The sequence below is a fragment of the Methylobacterium sp. E-016 genome (assembly GCF_022829745.1).
GTDB lineage: Bacteria > Pseudomonadota > Alphaproteobacteria > Rhizobiales > Beijerinckiaceae > Methylobacterium.
The window spans coordinates 1-16250 of the sequence record NZ_JAKSYF010000126.1; the positions used below are offsets into that span (position 1 = coordinate 1).

Here is a 16250-nt window from a genome sequence, read left to right on the forward strand (position 1 = left end):
GAACCACGAGGCGAACAGGTGCTCGAAGTCCGAATCGAGGCTGTCGGCGGCGTCGATCAGGTTGGGCTCGCCCTCGTCGCGCAGGATGCGGCGCAGGTCGAACAGGTCCTCGCGCATCCGGACCAGGCTCAGCGTGCCGTCGCGGGCAAGGTTGAGGCGGCGGATCAGTTCCTGGGAGCGCGGCTCGGCCGCCTCGTGCAGGTGCCCGAGGCGTGCCCGCGTCGGGTCCGAGCGATAGGCCTGGATCGCGGCGTCGACCGCGTCGTGGTCGGCATCGAACTCGACGGCGATCAGGCGCAGGAAGGCGTGGCGCTCGTCGGTGCCGAGCGTCGCGTAGCGGTCGAGGATCAGCCGCGCGAGGGCGACGCCCGATGCCTCGCCGCGGCGCGAGATCAGGTCGTCGCAGAGCTTGACCAGCTCGGCGGCGTTGGCCCGTGCGGCGAGATCGCCGCGGCCGAAGCTGATGAGGTCGCGACCGCGGTCGCTGATGGTCTGAAGGAGATCGCCGAAGAAAGAGATCGCCGCCATGGATCGCCGTCCGCGTCTCGCCTCGAAACCGGCCGCCGCGGAGGCTCCGGTCGTCCCGCACGGCGATGCCGGCGGCCCCATCGTTTACGGCGTGACCGCGCGCAGGGCCAGACCCCCCGTGAGGCCGCGAAGGCCGAAGCGGAACTCCGGGACGTCGTGGCCGGCTCCGCCGTGAAGGGCGCTCAGCGGCGCTCGTCGCCGGCCTGGGCCACGACGGCGCTGTCGGCGCGCTCGCGCCAATCGCCGAGGCCGTATTGCCGGGCGAACTTCAGCTCGGCCGCCCGCCGCGCGCGATCGGGGTCGCGGGCACGCTGGATCTCGACGGATCCGATGGTGAACGGAAGGCCGAAGATCTGCTTCTCGAAATCCACCCGATAATTCGGCATGCAACCCTCTCTCGTCGTGTCGGTCACGCTCCGCCGCACGAATCGGTGCCACCAATCCTATGAACGGCATCAGAACCTGAATCGCCGCGATCGCCAAATCGATTGCCAGCAATCGACCCGCGCGTGGAACATCGTCCGTGGACGAAACATATGCAGGCGCAGCGGAATCGAAACCGGGTGCGCCACTCCTACGCGGCCGTGCCCTGCGCGCGCCGCCGTTGTCACCCGCCCGGTCGGCGCCTAGGCCGACCGCGATCCCTCGCAACCAGAGATACGAGTCTCATGCTCACAGAGCCGAACCGCTCGCGCGCCACGGAGCCCCGCTCGTGAGCGACATCCCGGTGCCGCATCCCGACCTGAGCACGAAGGCGCGGCTCGGGCTGACGCTGATCGCGGGCGGGGCGGTGGCCAACATCTACTACAACCAGCCGCTGCTCGGGCTGCTGGTTGCCGATTTCGGGCCGCGCGCCGCCTTGTGGGTGCCGACCGGCTGCCTCGTCGGCTACGGCCTCGGCATCGTCGGGCTGGTGCCGCTGGGGGATGCCTGGCCGCGGCGCCAGCTGATCATGGCGCAGCTTCTCACGCTGAGCGTGGTGCTCGTCGTCGCCGCGCTCAGCCCGAACCTGCCGATCCTGGCGCTCGCCAGCCTCCTGATCGGCTTCCTGTCGTCGGCGGCGCAGCAGGCGGTGCCGTTCGCGGCCGAGCTGGCGCCGGACGCCACCCGCGGCCGCATCGTCGGGCAGGTGATGACTGGGTTGCTTTCCGGCATCCTGCTCGCGCGGACGGTCAGCGGCTTCGTCGGCGCGCATCTCGGATGGCGGGCGGTGTTCTTCGCCGCCGCCGTGGTCTCGCTCGCGATGGCGGCGGTCGCGGCCGCGACACTGCCCCGGACCGCGGCGAAGCGCCTGCGCTACCGGGCGCTGATGCTGTCGCTCCTGCACCTTGCCAAGACCCAGCCCGTGCTGCGCAACGCCAGCCTGTCGCAGGCGCTGCTGTTCGCCGCGTTCAACGCGTTCTGGGTCACCCTCGCCCTGCTGGTGGAGGCCGAGCCGTTCAACCTGACCGCGGCCGGCGCCGGGCTGTTCGGCGTGATCGGCGTCTGCGGCGCCCTCGTCGCGCCGGTCTCGGGCCGCTTCACCGATCTGCGCGGCGCGCGACCGGTGGTCGTGGGCGGAAGCCTGCTGGTCGTGGCGGCGTTCGCGGTGCTCTGGGCCGGCGGCACGTGGTCGCTCGCCGCCGTCGCCGTCGGCGTGCTGCTGATCGACATCGGCATGAACGGCGCGCTGATCGCGAACCAGACGCGCGCCTACGCGCTCGTCCCGGGCGCGCGCGGACGGATCAACACCGTGCTGTTCACGGCGATGTTCGTCTTCGGAGCGATCGGCGCCTATGCCGGATCGCAGGCCTTCCTGCTCGCCGGCTGGGGCGGGGTCTGCGCGGTCGGCATCGCCTTCGCCGTCGCCGCCCTGCTCGTTGCCGTGCTCGACCGGCGCCCGACGATCATCTGAGGATCCGCGACAGGCGGCACCAGGCGTTCCTGTCGGCGGGCAGCCCGAAGCGCAGGCGCGCCGGCGCCTCGGCGAAGCGCCGGACGTGGATTCCGGCCGTCCCGAGCTGCCGGAACAGGCCCGGCGCATCCGCAAAATCGGCCGTGCGGAACAGGACGGTTCCGCCGACCGGCGTCCCGCCGGCCCGGGCGATCATGCGGTCGAGGCGCCCCGCATCGGCGGCGCGGGCGGCTGCGGCGTCGCGGCGCCACGCGGCATCGTCGAGGGCGGCGCGGCCGATCGCGAGCGCCGGCCCGGCGACGGCCCAGGGCCCGAGCGCCCCCGCGATCCGGCGCGCGATCCCGGATTCCGCCACGGCGAAACCGAGCCTGAGGCCGGCGAGCCCGTAGGTCTTGCCGAACGAGCGCAGGATCACGAGCCCCGGCCGCAGCCGCGGGCACAGGCTCTCGACGGCTTCGAGATCGGCGAAGGCCTCGTCCACGACGAGCAGGCCGTTGCGGGCGGAGAGGACTTCGGCGAGGGCGAGCAGCGGGGACGCCGGCCACGTCCGCCCGTCGGGGTTGTTGGGATTGACCACGACCACGACCTGCGCGGTGCCGACCGCTTCGAGGCATGGCACCGCCGAGACGGCGTGCCCGGCCCGACGCCACGCCGCCGCGTGCTCGGCATAGGTCGGCCCGACGACGCAGACCGCGCGCGGCGAAACCAGGCGGGGGATCGTCTCGATCAGGATCTGCGTGCCCGGCGCCGGCACGATGCGGTCGGGCGCCGCCCCGTAGGCGCGGGACGCCGCCTCGCGGAGCGCGGCATGGTCCGCGGCGGAGGGCAGCCGGTGGAACAGGCTGGCGTCGATCGCCGGGCAGGGATAGGGGACCGGATTGATCCCGGTCGAGAGGTCGATCCAAGGCTCCGGCGCATCGGGAAACATCCGCCGCGCCGCATCGAGGTCGCCGCCATGGGCGATCGGCTCCGCCTCGAGCCTCCCCGGACCCCAGACGCCATGTCCACCGCGCTCGCTCATCCGCCCGATACGCTCGCCATCCTCGCCCTCGCCCTCGCGATCGAGGCGGCCTTCGGCTATCCGGACGCGCTCTACAGGGCGCTCGGCCACCCTGTCACCTGGATCGGCCGGGTGATCGCCGCCCTCGACCGCGGCCTCAACCGCGGCGGCCGCACCGCGCGGCGGCTCGGCGGGATTCTCGCGCTCGCCGTGCTCCTCGCCGGCGTCGGCGCGACCGCCCTCGGTCTCACCCTCGCGGCGGGGCTGGCCGGCCCGCTCCCGGCGATCGCGCTCATCGCCCTCCTCTGCGCCAGCCTGCCGGCCCAGCGCAGCCTGTACCAGCACGTCGCCCGGGTCGCGGAGGGGCTGCGCGGCGAGGGTCTGCCGGGCGGCCGGCGCGCGGTGTCGATGATCGTCGGGCGCGATCCCGAGACGCTGGACGAAGCCGGGATCTGCCGCGCCGCGATCGAGAGCCTGTCGGAGAACTTCTCCGACGGCATCGTCGCGCCGGCCTTCTGGATCGGGCTCGGCGGCCTGCCGGGCGGCGCGCTCTACAAGGCGATCAACACCGCCGACAGCATGATCGGCCACCGCACCCCGCGCCACGAGGCCTTCGGCTGGGCTTCGGCCCGGCTCGACGACCTCGTGAACCTGCCCGCCTCGCGGCTCACCGCCCTGCTGATCGTCGCCGCCGCCGCGATCCATCACGGCGCCTCGCCGGGCGGCGCTTGGCGCGCGATCCGGCGCGACGCCGGCCGCCACCGCTCGCCGAATGCCGGCTGGCCCGAGGCCGCGATGGCCGGCGCGCTCGGCCTTCGGCTCGCCGGCCCGCGGGTCTATGCCGGCGTCGCGGTCGAGGATGCCTGGATGGGCGACGGCCGCGCGGCGGCGGCGGCCGACGACATCGAGCGGGCCCTGCGCCTCTATCGAACCGCCTGCGTGCTGCTGTGGGGGCTCGCCGCCGGCGCGACCGGGCTCGCCATGCTCTGATCGGCGGCGCGGCGGCCGGCATCGCGCCGCAGGGCGCCGAGCACGACGAAGACGAGGCACGAGCCGACCACGAGGCAGGCCGAGAGGAAGATCATCGGCACGAGGTCGCTGCCGCTTCGGTCGCGGATGATCGGCACGGCGTTCTGGGCGATGAAGCCGCCGAGATTGCCCACCGAGTTGATCGCCGCGATTCCGGCCGCGGCCGACGCGCCCTTGAGGAAGGTCGGCGGCAGCGACCAGAACACCGGCTGGGCCGAGAAGATGCCGGCCGCCGCCACGCACAGGCAGGCGAACTTCGGGATCGAGCCCGGCACCACCACGCTCAGCGCCAGCGCCGACGCGGCGACGAGCCCCGGGCCGACGACGTGCCAGGTCTGCTCGCCCGTGCGCGCGGAATGCCGCGGCACCCACCACAGCGCCAGCCCGGTGACGACCCACGGGATGACGTTGATGAAGCCGTTGACGGTGTTGGTAACGCCGAAGCTGCGCACCACCGTCGGCAGCCAGTAGCTCAGGCCATAGGCGGCCAGCGGAAACGCGACGTAGACGCTGGCGAGCATCCACACGCGCCGGTCGAGGAGCGCAGCGAACGGGTTGCCGTGCTCGACCTTGCCGCCGGTCTCGCGCTCCTCCCGCAGCGTCCGGCCGAGCCAGTCGCGGCCGGCGCGATCGAGCCAGGGCGCCTTCTCCGGCCCGTCCGGCAGGACCACCAGCACGATCACGGCCAGCAGCAGCGCCGGCACGCCGGTGCTGACGAACACCCACTGCCAGCCCTTGAGCCCGAGCGCGCCGTCGAGGTCGAGCTGCGCGCCTCCGATCGCCGCGCCGACGGCGTTGGCCACCGCGCTCGCGATCATGAACCAGCCGATCATCGCCGCGCGGTGCTTCTGCGGGAACCACAGGGTCAGCACGAACAGCACGCCGGGGAAGAACCCGGCTTCGGCGACGCCGAGAAGGAAGCGCAGCCCGTAGAACATCGCCGTGTTCCGGGTGAAGCCGAGCAGCACCGTGATCAGGCCCCAGGTCGCCATGATCCGGGCGAACCACAGGCGCGCGCCGACGCGTTCCAGGATGACGTTGGCCGGGACCTCGCACAGGAAATAGCCGAGGAAGAACAGCGACGCCCCGAGCCCGAAGACGCTCTCGCTCAGCCCGAGGTCGCCGACCATCTGCAACTTGGCATAGGAAATGTTCTGCCGGTCGATATAGGCGATCAGGTACATCACCCCGAGCAGGGGCATCAGCCGCCAGGTCACCGTCGCGATCGTGCGTCGGGCGAGCGCGTCGTCGGCCGCGGTCTCGGTGGGCGTCATCGGGCGTTCCTCGCGTCCCGGCGGTCGATCGCGACCGGCCGCGCTTTCGCACGAGACTAGGCTCCGCGGCGGCGCGTGCCTATCGGCCCACGGCGATCCCCGACAGCCCGGGATGCCTGCTCGCGGACAGGACGCGCCTCGGTGTCATGCCCGGTGCGCCTCATCCCCGGTGCGCCTCATCGCGCCAGGGCCAGCAGCCGGTCGCAGTCGACATGCTGCTCGAGATGCGCCGCAAGGGCATCGAGCACCCGCTCGATGCCGGCCTCGTAGGAGGCGCCGTCGGATCGTGCGCCGAGGCGGGCGAGCCATGCGGCACGCTGGCGGTCGTCGGCGAACAGGCCGTGGACGTAGGTGCCGGACACCAGGCCGTCGGCGGAGACCGCACCGTCGGCGCGTCCGTCGGCGAGGCGCAGCAGCGGCCGTTCCGCGTCGGCGCCGGTGGTGTCGCCGACATGCATCTCGTAGCCGGTGAACGGCATGCCGTCGGGCAGGCTGGTGCCGGAGACGGCTTCGAGCCGCTTCAACGGCGTCATCACCGTGTCGACGGCGAGCAGCCCGAGGCCCCGCACGGTCCGCGCCTCGCCCTCGATGCCGTCCGGATCGGACAGCGTCCGCCCGAGCATCTGGTATCCGCCGCACAGGCCGAGCACCCGGCCGCCGCGGCGTAGATGCGCATGCAAGTCCACGTCCCAGCCCTGCGCCCGGACGAATTCGAGATCGTCGATCGTGGTCTTCGAGCCCGGCAGCAGCACCAGGGCGGCATCGCCCGGGATCGCCTCGCCCGGGCGGACCAGCACCACCTCCACCGCGGGCTCGGCCCGCAGCGGGTCGAGGTCGTCGAAGTTGGCGATCCGCGGAAACACCGGCACCGCGATGCGCGTCGCCGCCGGGCCGGCGGACCCGACGAGCCCGAGCACGTCCTCGGCCGGCAGGCGCGCCGCCTCGGGAAAGTGCGGGATCAGGCCGAGGCTGGCCCAGCCGGTGTGGCGCGCGATCAGGTCCATGCCGTCGGAGAACAGGCTCGGGTCGCCGCGGAAGCGGTTGACCAGGAAGCCGACGATCATCGCGGCGTCGTCGGGATCGATCACCGCCTTGGTGCCGACGAGGCTGGCGATGACCCCGCCGCGGTCGATGTCGCCGAGCAGCACCACCGGCGTATCCGTCGCGCGGGCGAACCCCATGTTGGCGATGTCGCCGGCGCGCAGGTTGACCTCGGATGCCGAGCCCGCACCCTCGACGAGAATCAGGTCGGCCTGCGTCCTCAGGCGGTTGAAGCTGTCGAGCACCGCCTCCAGCAGGCGCGGTTTCCACGCCTGGTAGTCGCGCGCCTTCACCGTCGCGACCATGCGGCCCTGCACCACCACCTGGGCGCCGACCTCGGTCTGGGGCTTGAGCAGCACTGGGTTCATGTGGATCGACGGCGCGACGCCGGCCGCCCGCGCCTGCAGCGCCTGCGCCCGCCCGATCTCGCCGCCATCCGCTGTGACGGCGGCGTTGTTCGACATGTTCTGCGGCTTGAACGGGCGCACCCGAAGCCCGCGTCGGGTGAAGGCGCGCGCGAGCCCGGCGACGATCAGCGACTTGCCGACGTCCGAGCCGGTGCCCTGGATCATTAGGCTTCGGGTCACGGCTGAAGGGACCATTCCATCAAAACTCGATCCCCTCCTGCGCCTTCACGCCGGCCGCGAAGTGGTGCTTCACGCTGCCCATCTCGGTGACGAGGTCGGCGGCCTCGATCAGCGCCGGCTTGGCGTTGCGGCCGGTGACGACGACGTGCAGGTCCGGGCGACGGCTTTTCAGGGTGGCCACCACCGCGTCGAGATCGAGGTAGTCGTAGCGCAGCGCGATGTTGAGCTCGTCGAGGATCAGGAGACGGAGGCTTGGGTCGGCCATCAGGTCGGTCGCCCGGTTCCAGGCGTTGAGGCAGGCGGCAATGTCGCGGGCCTTGTCCTGCGTCTCCCAGGTGAAGCCTTCGCCCATCGCGTGCCACGCGACCCGGTCGCCGAAGGTCCTCAGCGCATGCGCCTCGCCGGTGTCCCAGGCGCCCTTGATGAACTGCACCACGCCGACCCGGTGTCCGCGGCCCAGCATGCGGAGCGCCAGGCCCAGCGCCGCCGTGGTCTTGCCCTTGCCGGGTCCGGTGTTGACGATGAGCAGGCCCTTCTCGATCGTCTTGGCCGCGACCTCGGCGTCCTGCACCGCCTTGCGCTTCTCCATCTTCTCGCGATGGCGTTCGGCGTCGTCGGTCATGGCGTTCCCTGCGGTTTGATGACGAGCGGCAGCCCGGCGACCGTCAGGACGATGCGGTCGCACTCGGCCGCGAGGCTCTGGTGGAGGCGTCCGGCCGCATCGCGGAAGCGGCGGGCGAGCGCGTTGTCGGGCACGATCCCGAGGCCGACCTCGTTCGACACGAGGACGAGCGGCCCGCGCGCTTCCCCGCAGGCACTGCGGAGCGCCGCCGTCTCGGCGTCGAGGTCGGCATCGGCAAGCAGCAGGTTCGTCAGCCACAAGGTCAGGCAATCGACCAGCACCGGCCCCGGCGCCTCCGCGATCGCGGCGGCCAGAGCGGTCGGCACGTCCCGGGTGATCCAGTCGCCGGAGCGCCGCGCCCTGTGGAGGGCGATGCGCGCGCGCATCTCGTCGTCCCAGGCCCGTGCCGTGGCAAGGTAGAGCCACGGGCCCGGCACCGCCTCGATCAACCTCTCGGCGTAGGCGCTCTTGCCCGAGCGCGCACCGCCGAGCACGAGGGTCGTCCGAGGCGCGGCCTGCTGCATGGCTGGAACCCATGCCCCAACCCCTGTGCGCCCGTCAAAGCCTCCGTTGTGCGGGGAGACCGGACAGGCTATGGCTGGACGCGACGGTGCCCCGGAGACGGGGTGAAAAGGGAATGCGGTGAGGGGAAACCCGATGCCGCGGCTGCCCCCGCAACTGTAAGCGGCCAGGGTCCCCACGGCGATCCGGGCTTCGTTGAACCGACCTGTCCAAGATGGGACTGCGTTGCGGATCGAAGCCCGGATCGCCGTGGGAGCCCTCAGCTCCTGCCCTCGGCCACCGATGTTTCGGGAAGGCGGCAGGCGCTGCGATCCGCGAGCCAGGAGACCTGCCGTCCCCCGCGCTTTCTCGAACGCCGCCGGCGGGGCGGCCGGAGATGTTGTCGACATGACCACCCAGACCCTCACCCAGACCGGCACCCGCGCGAACGAGGGCTTCGTCGCCATCGTCGCCGCCGCCATGCTCGGCCTCGGGCTCGTGTTCCTCGCCGGCTTCTCGCCGGCCTCGGCGCTGCACAACGCGGCGCACGACTTCCGGCACACGCAGAACTTCCCCTGCCATTGACCGCCTGAACCCAGGCGTTCCCATGCTCATCCGGCTCCTGTCGGCGGCGCTCGCCGCCGGCTTCCTCGCGGCCGTCCTCGTGACGGGGCTCGAGCTCGCGCTCACCTCGCCGCTGATCATCGCCGCCGAGCGCTACGAGACCCAGGCCGCTCCCGGCGCCGCCGCCTCGGCGGCCCCGCTGGCCGGGCGCCTGCCGATCGTGCTCGCCCATGCCGGGCACGACCACGACACCAAGGCCGAGCCGGAATGGCAGCCGGCCGCCGGCCTGCCGCGCATGCTGTTCACCGGGCTCGCGACCCTCGTCGGCGGGATCGGCTACGCCCTGCTCCTCGGCGCGGTGATGCTGGCCACCGGCGGCGAGCCGTCGCCCGAGCGCGGGCTCGCCTTCGCGGTCGCCGGCTTCCTCGCAGTGGCGCTCGCGCCGGCTCTGGGCCTGCCGCCCGAGCTGCCCGGCAGCGAGGCGGCCCCGCTGGCCGCCCGCCAGGTCTGGTGGGTGATGACGGCGTCGGCCACCGCGATGGGGATCTATCTCATCGCGATCCGCCGGGTGCCGATCACCATCCTCGGCGGAATCGTGCTCATCGTCGCTCCGCATCTGGCCGGTGCGCCGGAGGTGGCGGCGACGCCGTCCGAGCTTCCCGCCGGCCTCGCCGCGCAGTTCGCCGCGCGCTCGCTCGCCATCGCCTTCGTGTTCTGGGCGGTGATCGGCTTGGCCTTCGGGCGCGCCTGGCAGACCTTCGGCCCGAAGGCCGCGGCAGGCGCCCGTGGCTGACACGATCCTCTACGTCTGCACCACCTGCCGGATGGAGAGCGATGCGCCGGACGGCCCGCGCGCGGGCGCCCGCCTCTTCGACGCGTTGCGTGCGCTTCCCGCCCCCGACGGCGTGACGATCGAAGCGGTCGAGTGCCTGTCGGTCTGCAAGCGGCCCTGCACCGTCGCCGTGGCGGCGGAGGATCGCTGGACCTACGTCTACGGCGACCTCGACCCGGCGGATTCCGCACGCATCATTCTCGACGGCGTCGGCCTCTACGCCGGCACGCCCGACGGGATCGTGCCGTGGAAGCAGAGGCCGCAGGAATTCCGCAAGGGCGTCGTCGCCCGCATCCCCCCGTTTCCGCCGCGCGCGGCCTGAGCCATCGGCGAGATCCCCATGAGCATCGTCCAGAAGATCCCCTGCACCATCGTCACCGGCTTCCTCGGGGCGGGCAAGACGACGCTGGTGCGCCACGTGGTCGAGAATGCCGGCGGGCGCCGGCTCGCGATCCTCGTCAACGAGTTCGGCGACATCGGCTTCGACAAGTCGTTCCTCGCCGCCTGCGGCATCGAGGGCTGCACCGAGGATTCGATCGTCGAGCTTCCCAACGGCTGCATCTGCTGCACCGTCGCGGACGACTTCGTGCCGGCGATGACGGCTCTTCTCGATCGCCCGAACCCGCCCGAGCACATCCTGATCGAGACGTCCGGCCTCGCCCTGCCCAAGCCCCTGGTCCAGGCGTTCCAGTGGCCGGCGATCCGCTCGCGGGTGACCGTCGACGGCGTCGTCGCGGTCGTGGACGGGCCGGCGGTCGCCTCGGGCGCCTTCGCCGAGGACCCCGAGGCTCTGGCCAACCAGCGCGCCGCCGATACGGCGGTGGACCACGACAACCCGCTCGAGGAGGTGTTCGAGGACCAGCTCCTCTGCGCCGACCTCGTCGTGCTCAATAAGGCCGACCTCCTCGACGCCGCCGGCCTCGCGCATGTGCGGGCCGAGGTGGAGCGCCAGCTTCCCCGCGCGGTGAAGGTGGTCGAGACAGCCCACGGCAAGATCGACCCGCGGGTGCTGCTCGGCCTCCAGGCCGCCGCCGAGGACGACCTCGACGCGCGCCCCTCGCATCACGGCGCGGGCGAGGATCACGACCACGACGACTTCGAGACCGTGGCGCTCCCGGTCCGCACGGCGATCACCGCCGCCGACCTCGCCGCCCGCGTCGAGAAGGCGGCCGAGACCGAGGGCGTCCTGCGCATCAAGGGCTTCTGCGCCGTCGAGGGCAAGCCGATGCGCCTCGTGGTGCAGGGCGTCGGCCGCCGCATCACCCATCATTTCGACCGTCCCTGGACGGCGGCCGAGCCCCGCGACGGCACGCTGGTGGTGATCGGCCTGAAGGGCTTCGACCAGGGCGCGGTCGCCGAAGCGCTCGCCGGCTAGGGGTTGTCCGCCGCACAGGCTACACTGCGCGTTTTCACGATCACCGCAGATTCCGGGATGCTGGACCGCCGACTTGAGCCAATGAGCATCGATGCGTTCTTCGCCTGGCAGGAAGCCCAAGCGGAGCGGTACGAGCTCGTCGGCGGCGTGCCGGTGCGGATGATGGCCGGGGCGCGCAACGTTCACGACGACATCGTCGTGAACATCCTCGCATGGTTGCGCACGGCCCTACGCGGAAGCGGATGCCGTCCGTTCACCGGGGACGGCAGCGTCGAAACGCTGCCCGGCCAGATCCGCCGCCCCGATATCGGGATCGATTGCGGATCCCGCGATCCGAACGCGCTGAAGGCGGCGCAGCCGCGGCTGGTCGTCGAGGTGCTGTCGCCGAGCACGCGCGACTTCGATGCGTTCGAGAAGCTCGGCGAGTACCGCACGATGGCCGACCTGGAGCATATCCTGCTGGTGGAACCCAATGCGGCGGAACTCCGCCTCTGGACGCGTGATCCGGACCGGCATTGGGCTGAGACCCGTCTTCTCGGGCTCGACGCGACGGTCCCGCTCTTGGCGTTCGGGATCGCCATGCCCGCGGCCGAGATCTACGACGGCGTCGCGTTTCCGAGCCGGCCCCGCCTCGTCCCCGGCGAGCCGGGCGGCTCCGCAGGCTGACCATCGCATGCACCTGATCCGCATCGATACGGTGAGCCTCGACGACGGCGAGGCGGCGGTCGATCTCGGGCAACAGCCCGGCGACGTCGTGTTCCTGTCGTTTACGGATTCCGACCTGCTCGGCGTCGCCAATGCCCACGCGGCCTGCGGCCCGGGCTTCCCGTCGCTGCGCCTGGCCAAGCTGTCGCGCCTGCGCCACCCGATGTCGGTCGATCTCTACGTCGAGACCGTGGTGGCGAAGGCGAGGATCGTCGTGATCCGCTGCCTCGGCGGCCTCGACTACTGGCGCTACGGCGTCGAGCGCTGCGCCGCCGTCGCACGGGCCGCCGGCATCCCGCTGGTGATCCTGCCCGGCTGCGACCGGCCCGACCCGCGGCTCGCCGAGCTCTCGACCGCGCCCGACCTCGCGCCGGTGCTCGACGGATATTTCCGCGCCGGAGGCCCCGAGAACCTGCGCCGCATGCTCGGGCGCCTCGCGGCCGAGATCGGCGTCCCGACCACCGTCGAGCCGCCCGAGACCTTGCCGCGCGGCTTCGCATGGTGCCCGGGCTGCGGACCGCTCGGCCTCGACGCGGCGCTCTCGCTCGGCGCCTCGCCGCTCGGCCTCGGCGCGCCCGGCGCGGCTGCGCCGCACGCGCTGATCCTGGTCTACCGCTCGGCGGCTCTCGGCGGCGACGGCGCACCCGCCAACGCGCTGGCGGCCGCCCTCCGTGAGCGGGGCATCGGAACGCTGACCCTGGCGGTGGCGAGCCTCAAGGATGCGGAGGCGGTCGACGCGGTGTTCGCGGCGATCCTCGCGCGGAAACCCGACCTGATCGTCGCCGCCACCGCCTTTTCGGCGCGCGAGGATGCCGGGTTCGTCCTCGACGCGGCCGATTGCCCGGTGCTGCAGGCTTTCACCGTCGGCAGCCCGCAGGAGGCCTGGGAGGCGTCGGCACGGGGCATGAACGCGGCGGACCTCGCCATGCAGGTGGCCTTGCCGGAATTCGACGGCCGCCTCTCGAGCTTCCCGATCTCGTTCAAGCAGGAAACGGACGCGGCCGACGGCTACGCCGAGCGCCGCGCGGTGCCCTACGCGGCCGGCATCGCGGCGCTCGCCGACCGTGCCGCCGCCTGGCTGCGCCTGGCCGCGACGCCGCGCGGGCATCGCCGGATCGCCTTGGTCCTTTCCGACTACCCGTCCCGCGGCGGCCGCGCCGGCTTCGCCGTCGGCCTCGACACGCCGGAGAGCGCGCGCGCGATCGTGTCGGACCTCGCGGCGGCCGGCTACGCGGGCCCATCGCTGCCGGAGGCCGCCGCCCTGATGCAGGCGTTGACGGACGGTGCGCCGGACTTCGCGATCCCGCTGCCCGATTACGCGGATTGGCTCGCGACCCTGCCGGAAGATTCGCGCGAGGCGCTGATCGAACGCTGGGGCGAACCCGAAGCCGACCCGACCTGCCGCGACGGCGCGTTCCGCTTTCGGATGGTAGATGCCGGGGGCGACACGCCCCCTCCCCCCGCAGCGGGGGAAGGGGAGGACGACGCGCAAGGCCGTATCGCGATCTTCCTCCAGCCTGACCGCGGCCGGTCGGCTGACCGCAAGGCCGGGTACCACGATCCCGACGAGCCGCCGACGCACGCCTACCTCGCGTTCCATCTCGGCCTGCGCCAGCATTTCGACGCCCTGGTCCATCTTGGCACCCACGGCACCACCGAATGGCTGCCCGGCAAGGCCGTCGCGCTCGCGCCCGCATGCTGGCCCGCGCGGGCGATCGGCGCCCTGCCCGTGGTCTATCCGTTCATCGTCGACGATCCCGGCGAGGCGGCCCCGCTGAAGCGCCGCCTCGGTGGCGTCGCGCTGGGGCACCTGACGCCGGCGATCGAGGCCGGCAGCCTCGAGCCGGAGGCGGCGCGCCTGCGCGAGCTCGTCGAGGAGTACAGTGCCGCGAGCGTCCTCGACCCGCGCCGCGCGACGCTGATCGCGCGCGCCATCCTCGATGACGCCGAGGCGGCCGGGCTGCTGGCGGGCGCCGGAATCGACGCCGACACGCCGATGACGGACGCGCTCGCGGCGCTCGACGCGCACCTGTGCGACCTCGGCGAGACCGCGTTCCGCGACGGGCTCCATCTTTTCGGCCGCGCACCGGACGGCGCGCCGGACGCGGTCGTCGCGAGCGCTCAGGCCGAACGGACGGGGCTGCTCGCCGCCCTCGACGGCCGATTCGTGCCGCCGGGCCCATCCGGATCGCCCTCGCGCGGACGCACCGACGTGATGCCGACCGGCCGCAACCTGACGACGCTCGATCCGCGTTCGCTGCCGACCCGGGCGGCGACGCTGCTCGGCGAGAAGGCCGCTGCCGCCATCGTCCTGCGCCACCTCCAGGACGAGGGCGAGTATCCTGCCCGGATCGTCATGGACCTGTGGGCCTCGCCGACGCTGCGCACCGGCGGCGAGGACGTGGCGCATGCCCTCGCTCTCATGGGCGTACGCCCGACCTGGGACCACGCGACCACCCGCGTCACCGGCTTCGAGGTGCGGCCGCTCGCCCTGCTCGACCGGCCGCGCATCGACGTGACCTGCCGCGTCTCGGGCGCGTTCCGCGACACCTTCCCGGACACCCTCGCCCTCCTCGACCGCGCCGCACGGGCCGTGGCGCAGCGCGAAGAGGAGGACGACGAGAACCCCCTCGCCGCAGCCCGCCGCCGTGGCGAGGGCCAGGCTCGCATCTTCGGCGCCGCCCCCGGCCGCTATGGCGCCGGCGCCGCCGAGACGGCGCTCGACGGCGCATGGGCCGAGCACGGCGATCTCGGGCGCGCCTATCTCGCGGCGAGCACCCATGCCTACGGCGACGCGGAGGGTGCGGATGCCGGCTTCGCCCAGCGGGTGGCGCAGGCCGACGCCTATCTCCACGCCTTCGACGTGGCCGAACGGGACCTGTTCGACGGCGATGCCGCCGCCGATGCGATGGGCGGGTTCGCCGCCGCGGCCGCCCTGGGGGGCGGCACGCCGACCCTCTACAGCCTCGATGCCGCGAGGCCGGAGACGCCGAAGGTGCGCACCGCCCGCGAGGACGCCGCCCGCCTCGTCCGCGCCCGGCTCGCGAACCCGCGCTGGATCGCCGGACAGCTGCGGCACGGCTATCGTGGCGCCCAGGAACTCGCTCAAGGGCTTGATGCGGTGTTCGTGCTGGCCGCGACCACCGACGCGGTGACCGATGCCGACTTCGACCGGCTCTACGGCGCCTGGATCGCCGATGCCGAGACCTTCGACGCGTTGCGCACCGCCAATCCCGCGGCGACGCGGGCGATCCTGGAGCGGTTCGACGAGGCCCGCGCCCGCAATCTCTGGACCAGCCGGCGCAATGCGATGCCGGCCGACGAATTGATGCCGCAGGCGGCGGAATGAACGTGCCGCGTCGCGTCCTGCCGGATGCTGCGAACCGCCGCGGTTGGTGCCCCAGCCTCGCGCGGCCGATGCCGACCGGGGACGGCCTGCTCGCCCGCATCCACCCGCCCCTCGGCATCCTGACGCGCGCGCAGATCCGTGCCGTGGCGGCGGCATCCCGTGCTTTCGGCAACGGCCATGTCGACGTCACGGCGCGCGCCAACCTACAGCTGCGCGGTGTCACCGAGGCGACCCGGCCGGCCCTCGTCGCGGCGCTGGGCGGGGCGGGCCTCGGCGACATGCGCGCCGACGGCGGCCCGCAGCGCCTCACCCTCACCAGCCCGCTCGCCGGCCTGACCGGGGAGGCCGTGGATGTCAGGGCCATGGCATCCGCGATCGAGGCGCACGGCCTCGCGATCGCCGGGCTTCCGCCGAAGACCCTGGTGCTGATCGAGGGCGGCGGCACCGACCTCTCGGGAATCGCGGCCGACATCCATGTGCGCGCGACCGGGCCGGGGATCGCGGCCGTCGGCCTCGCGGACGAAGCGGGCGTGACGTGGATCGCGACGTGCGACGAGGCGCGAACCGCCGAGGCGGTCGCGGGGCTGCTCCGGGCGTTCGCCACCAGCGGCCGCCGCCGCATCCGCAACCTCGATGCTACGGAACGTGGGAGCCTTGTGCCGGCATTGTACGCCACCCTCGCCGACGAGCCCCCTCCCCCCTCTGCGGGGGAGGGTGGCCCGCGAAGTGGGTCGGGAGAGAGGAGCGGCGGGTCCGGTAAGGGGGCTCCCCCGTCCCGATCCTCGCTGACGCGCTGCCCACCCTCCCCCGCGAGGGGGGAAGGGAAACCGGCCGTATCCCTCGACGCCTGTTCGTTCCCTGAGCTGTCGGCACCCTTCGGCCGCTTCACGGCTGCGAGCCCGGATCCGCTTGCATGGGCCGCGGCAGGGACGTGCTTCTACCAGTGCCC

Annotated in this window: 15 protein-coding genes, 1 pseudogene and 1 riboswitch; of the genes and pseudogenes, 9 read left to right on the forward strand and 7 right to left on the reverse strand. The window is 72.9% G+C overall.

The features are described from left to right. On the reverse strand, nt 1–528 hold a 528-nt coding region (locus MKK68_RS16705), incomplete at its 3' end, for a malonyl-CoA decarboxylase N-terminal domain-containing protein (RefSeq protein WP_244031581.1). A 182-nt stretch (nt 529–710) separates the two neighbouring features. Then, the gene (locus tag MKK68_RS16710) at nt 711–914 is read right to left on the reverse strand and encodes a hypothetical protein (protein ID WP_147726422.1); all 204 of its coding nucleotides are present in this window, start codon (nt 912–914) and stop codon (nt 711–713) included. A 326-nt stretch (nt 915–1240) separates the two neighbouring features. On the opposite strand from MKK68_RS16710, the gene MKK68_RS16715 reads away from it, so the two are divergent. Beyond that, nucleotides 1241–2422: an MFS transporter gene (locus MKK68_RS16715; RefSeq protein ID WP_244031583.1), complete on the forward strand. Its 1182-nt coding sequence runs from the start codon at nt 1241–1243 to the stop codon at nt 2420–2422. On the opposite strand, the gene cobD is transcribed toward MKK68_RS16715, so the two are convergent. Continuing rightward, nucleotides 2415–3443 carry a threonine-phosphate decarboxylase CobD gene (cobD, locus tag MKK68_RS16720; protein WP_244031586.1) on the reverse strand — a complete coding sequence of 343 codons (1029 nt, stop codon included), beginning with the start codon at nt 3441–3443 and terminating at the stop codon, nt 2415–2417. The two genes, MKK68_RS16715 and cobD, sit on opposite strands and share 8 nt — an antisense overlap. Between cobD and cbiB the strand changes: the two genes are divergently transcribed. Beyond that, nucleotides 3423–4412 carry an adenosylcobinamide-phosphate synthase CbiB gene (gene cbiB / locus MKK68_RS16725; RefSeq protein ID WP_244031594.1) on the forward strand — a complete coding sequence of 330 codons (990 nt, stop codon included), beginning with the start codon at nt 3423–3425 and terminating at the stop codon, nt 4410–4412. The two genes, cobD and cbiB, sit on opposite strands and share 21 nt — an antisense overlap. On the opposite strand, the gene MKK68_RS16730 is transcribed toward cbiB, so the two are convergent. The 4 genes from MKK68_RS16730 to cobU form a co-directional block, all read right to left on the reverse strand. Continuing rightward, entirely contained in the window at nt 4346–5725 is a 1380-nt protein-coding gene (locus tag MKK68_RS16730) for an MFS transporter (RefSeq protein WP_244031601.1), read from the reverse strand. The genes cbiB and MKK68_RS16730 overlap by 67 nt on opposite strands. A 176-nt stretch (nt 5726–5901) precedes the next feature. Beyond that, nucleotides 5902–7338 carry a cobyric acid synthase gene (locus MKK68_RS16735; RefSeq protein ID WP_244031616.1) on the reverse strand — a complete coding sequence of 479 codons (1437 nt, stop codon included), beginning with the start codon at nt 7336–7338 and terminating at the stop codon, nt 5902–5904. A gap of 34 nt (nt 7339–7372) precedes the next feature. After that, nucleotides 7373–7975, reverse strand: a complete 603-nt coding sequence (gene cobO, locus MKK68_RS16740) for a cob(I)yrinic acid a,c-diamide adenosyltransferase (protein ID WP_147728672.1) — start codon at nt 7973–7975, stop codon at nt 7373–7375. After that, nucleotides 7972–8499, reverse strand: a complete 528-nt coding sequence (gene cobU / locus MKK68_RS16745) for a bifunctional adenosylcobinamide kinase/adenosylcobinamide-phosphate guanylyltransferase (RefSeq protein ID WP_244031602.1) — start codon at nt 8497–8499, stop codon at nt 7972–7974. Before cobU ends, cobO begins: the two co-directional genes overlap by 4 nt. A gap of 67 nt (nt 8500–8566) precedes the next feature. Further along, nucleotides 8567–8848: riboswitch (cobalamin riboswitch) on the forward strand. Nucleotides 8849–8884: 36 nt separating this feature from the next. Between cobU and MKK68_RS16750 the strand changes: the two genes are divergently transcribed. The 7 genes and pseudogenes from MKK68_RS16750 to MKK68_RS16780 all read left to right on the forward strand — a co-directional run. Beyond that, nucleotides 8885–9061, forward strand: coding sequence for a CbtB-domain containing protein (locus MKK68_RS16750; protein WP_147728670.1), 177 nt, complete (start codon nt 8885–8887; stop codon nt 9059–9061). 22 nt (nt 9062–9083) lie between these two features. Beyond that, nucleotides 9084–9833: a CbtA family protein gene (locus MKK68_RS16755; RefSeq protein WP_147860152.1), complete on the forward strand. Its 750-nt coding sequence runs from the start codon at nt 9084–9086 to the stop codon at nt 9831–9833. Further along, nucleotides 9826–10194, forward strand: coding sequence for a DUF1636 family protein (locus tag MKK68_RS16760; protein WP_147844509.1), 369 nt, complete (start codon nt 9826–9828; stop codon nt 10192–10194). Before MKK68_RS16755 ends, MKK68_RS16760 begins: the two co-directional genes overlap by 8 nt. Before the next feature lie 18 nt (nt 10195–10212). Continuing rightward, nucleotides 10213–11247: a cobalamin biosynthesis protein CobW gene (cobW, locus tag MKK68_RS16765; protein ID WP_244031604.1), complete on the forward strand. Its 1035-nt coding sequence runs from the start codon at nt 10213–10215 to the stop codon at nt 11245–11247. Between the two features lie 3 nt (nt 11248–11250). Then, nucleotides 11251–11913: a Uma2 family endonuclease gene (locus tag MKK68_RS16770; RefSeq protein WP_147729441.1), complete on the forward strand. Its 663-nt coding sequence runs from the start codon at nt 11251–11253 to the stop codon at nt 11911–11913. A 7-nt stretch (nt 11914–11920) separates the two neighbouring features. Further along, nucleotides 11921–15301, forward strand: coding sequence for a cobaltochelatase subunit CobN (gene cobN, locus MKK68_RS16775; RefSeq protein WP_244031614.1), 3381 nt, complete (start codon nt 11921–11923; stop codon nt 15299–15301). A 68-nt stretch (nt 15302–15369) separates the two neighbouring features. After that, nucleotides 15370–16250, forward strand: a pseudogene (locus MKK68_RS16780) (hypothetical protein); the annotation flags it as partial.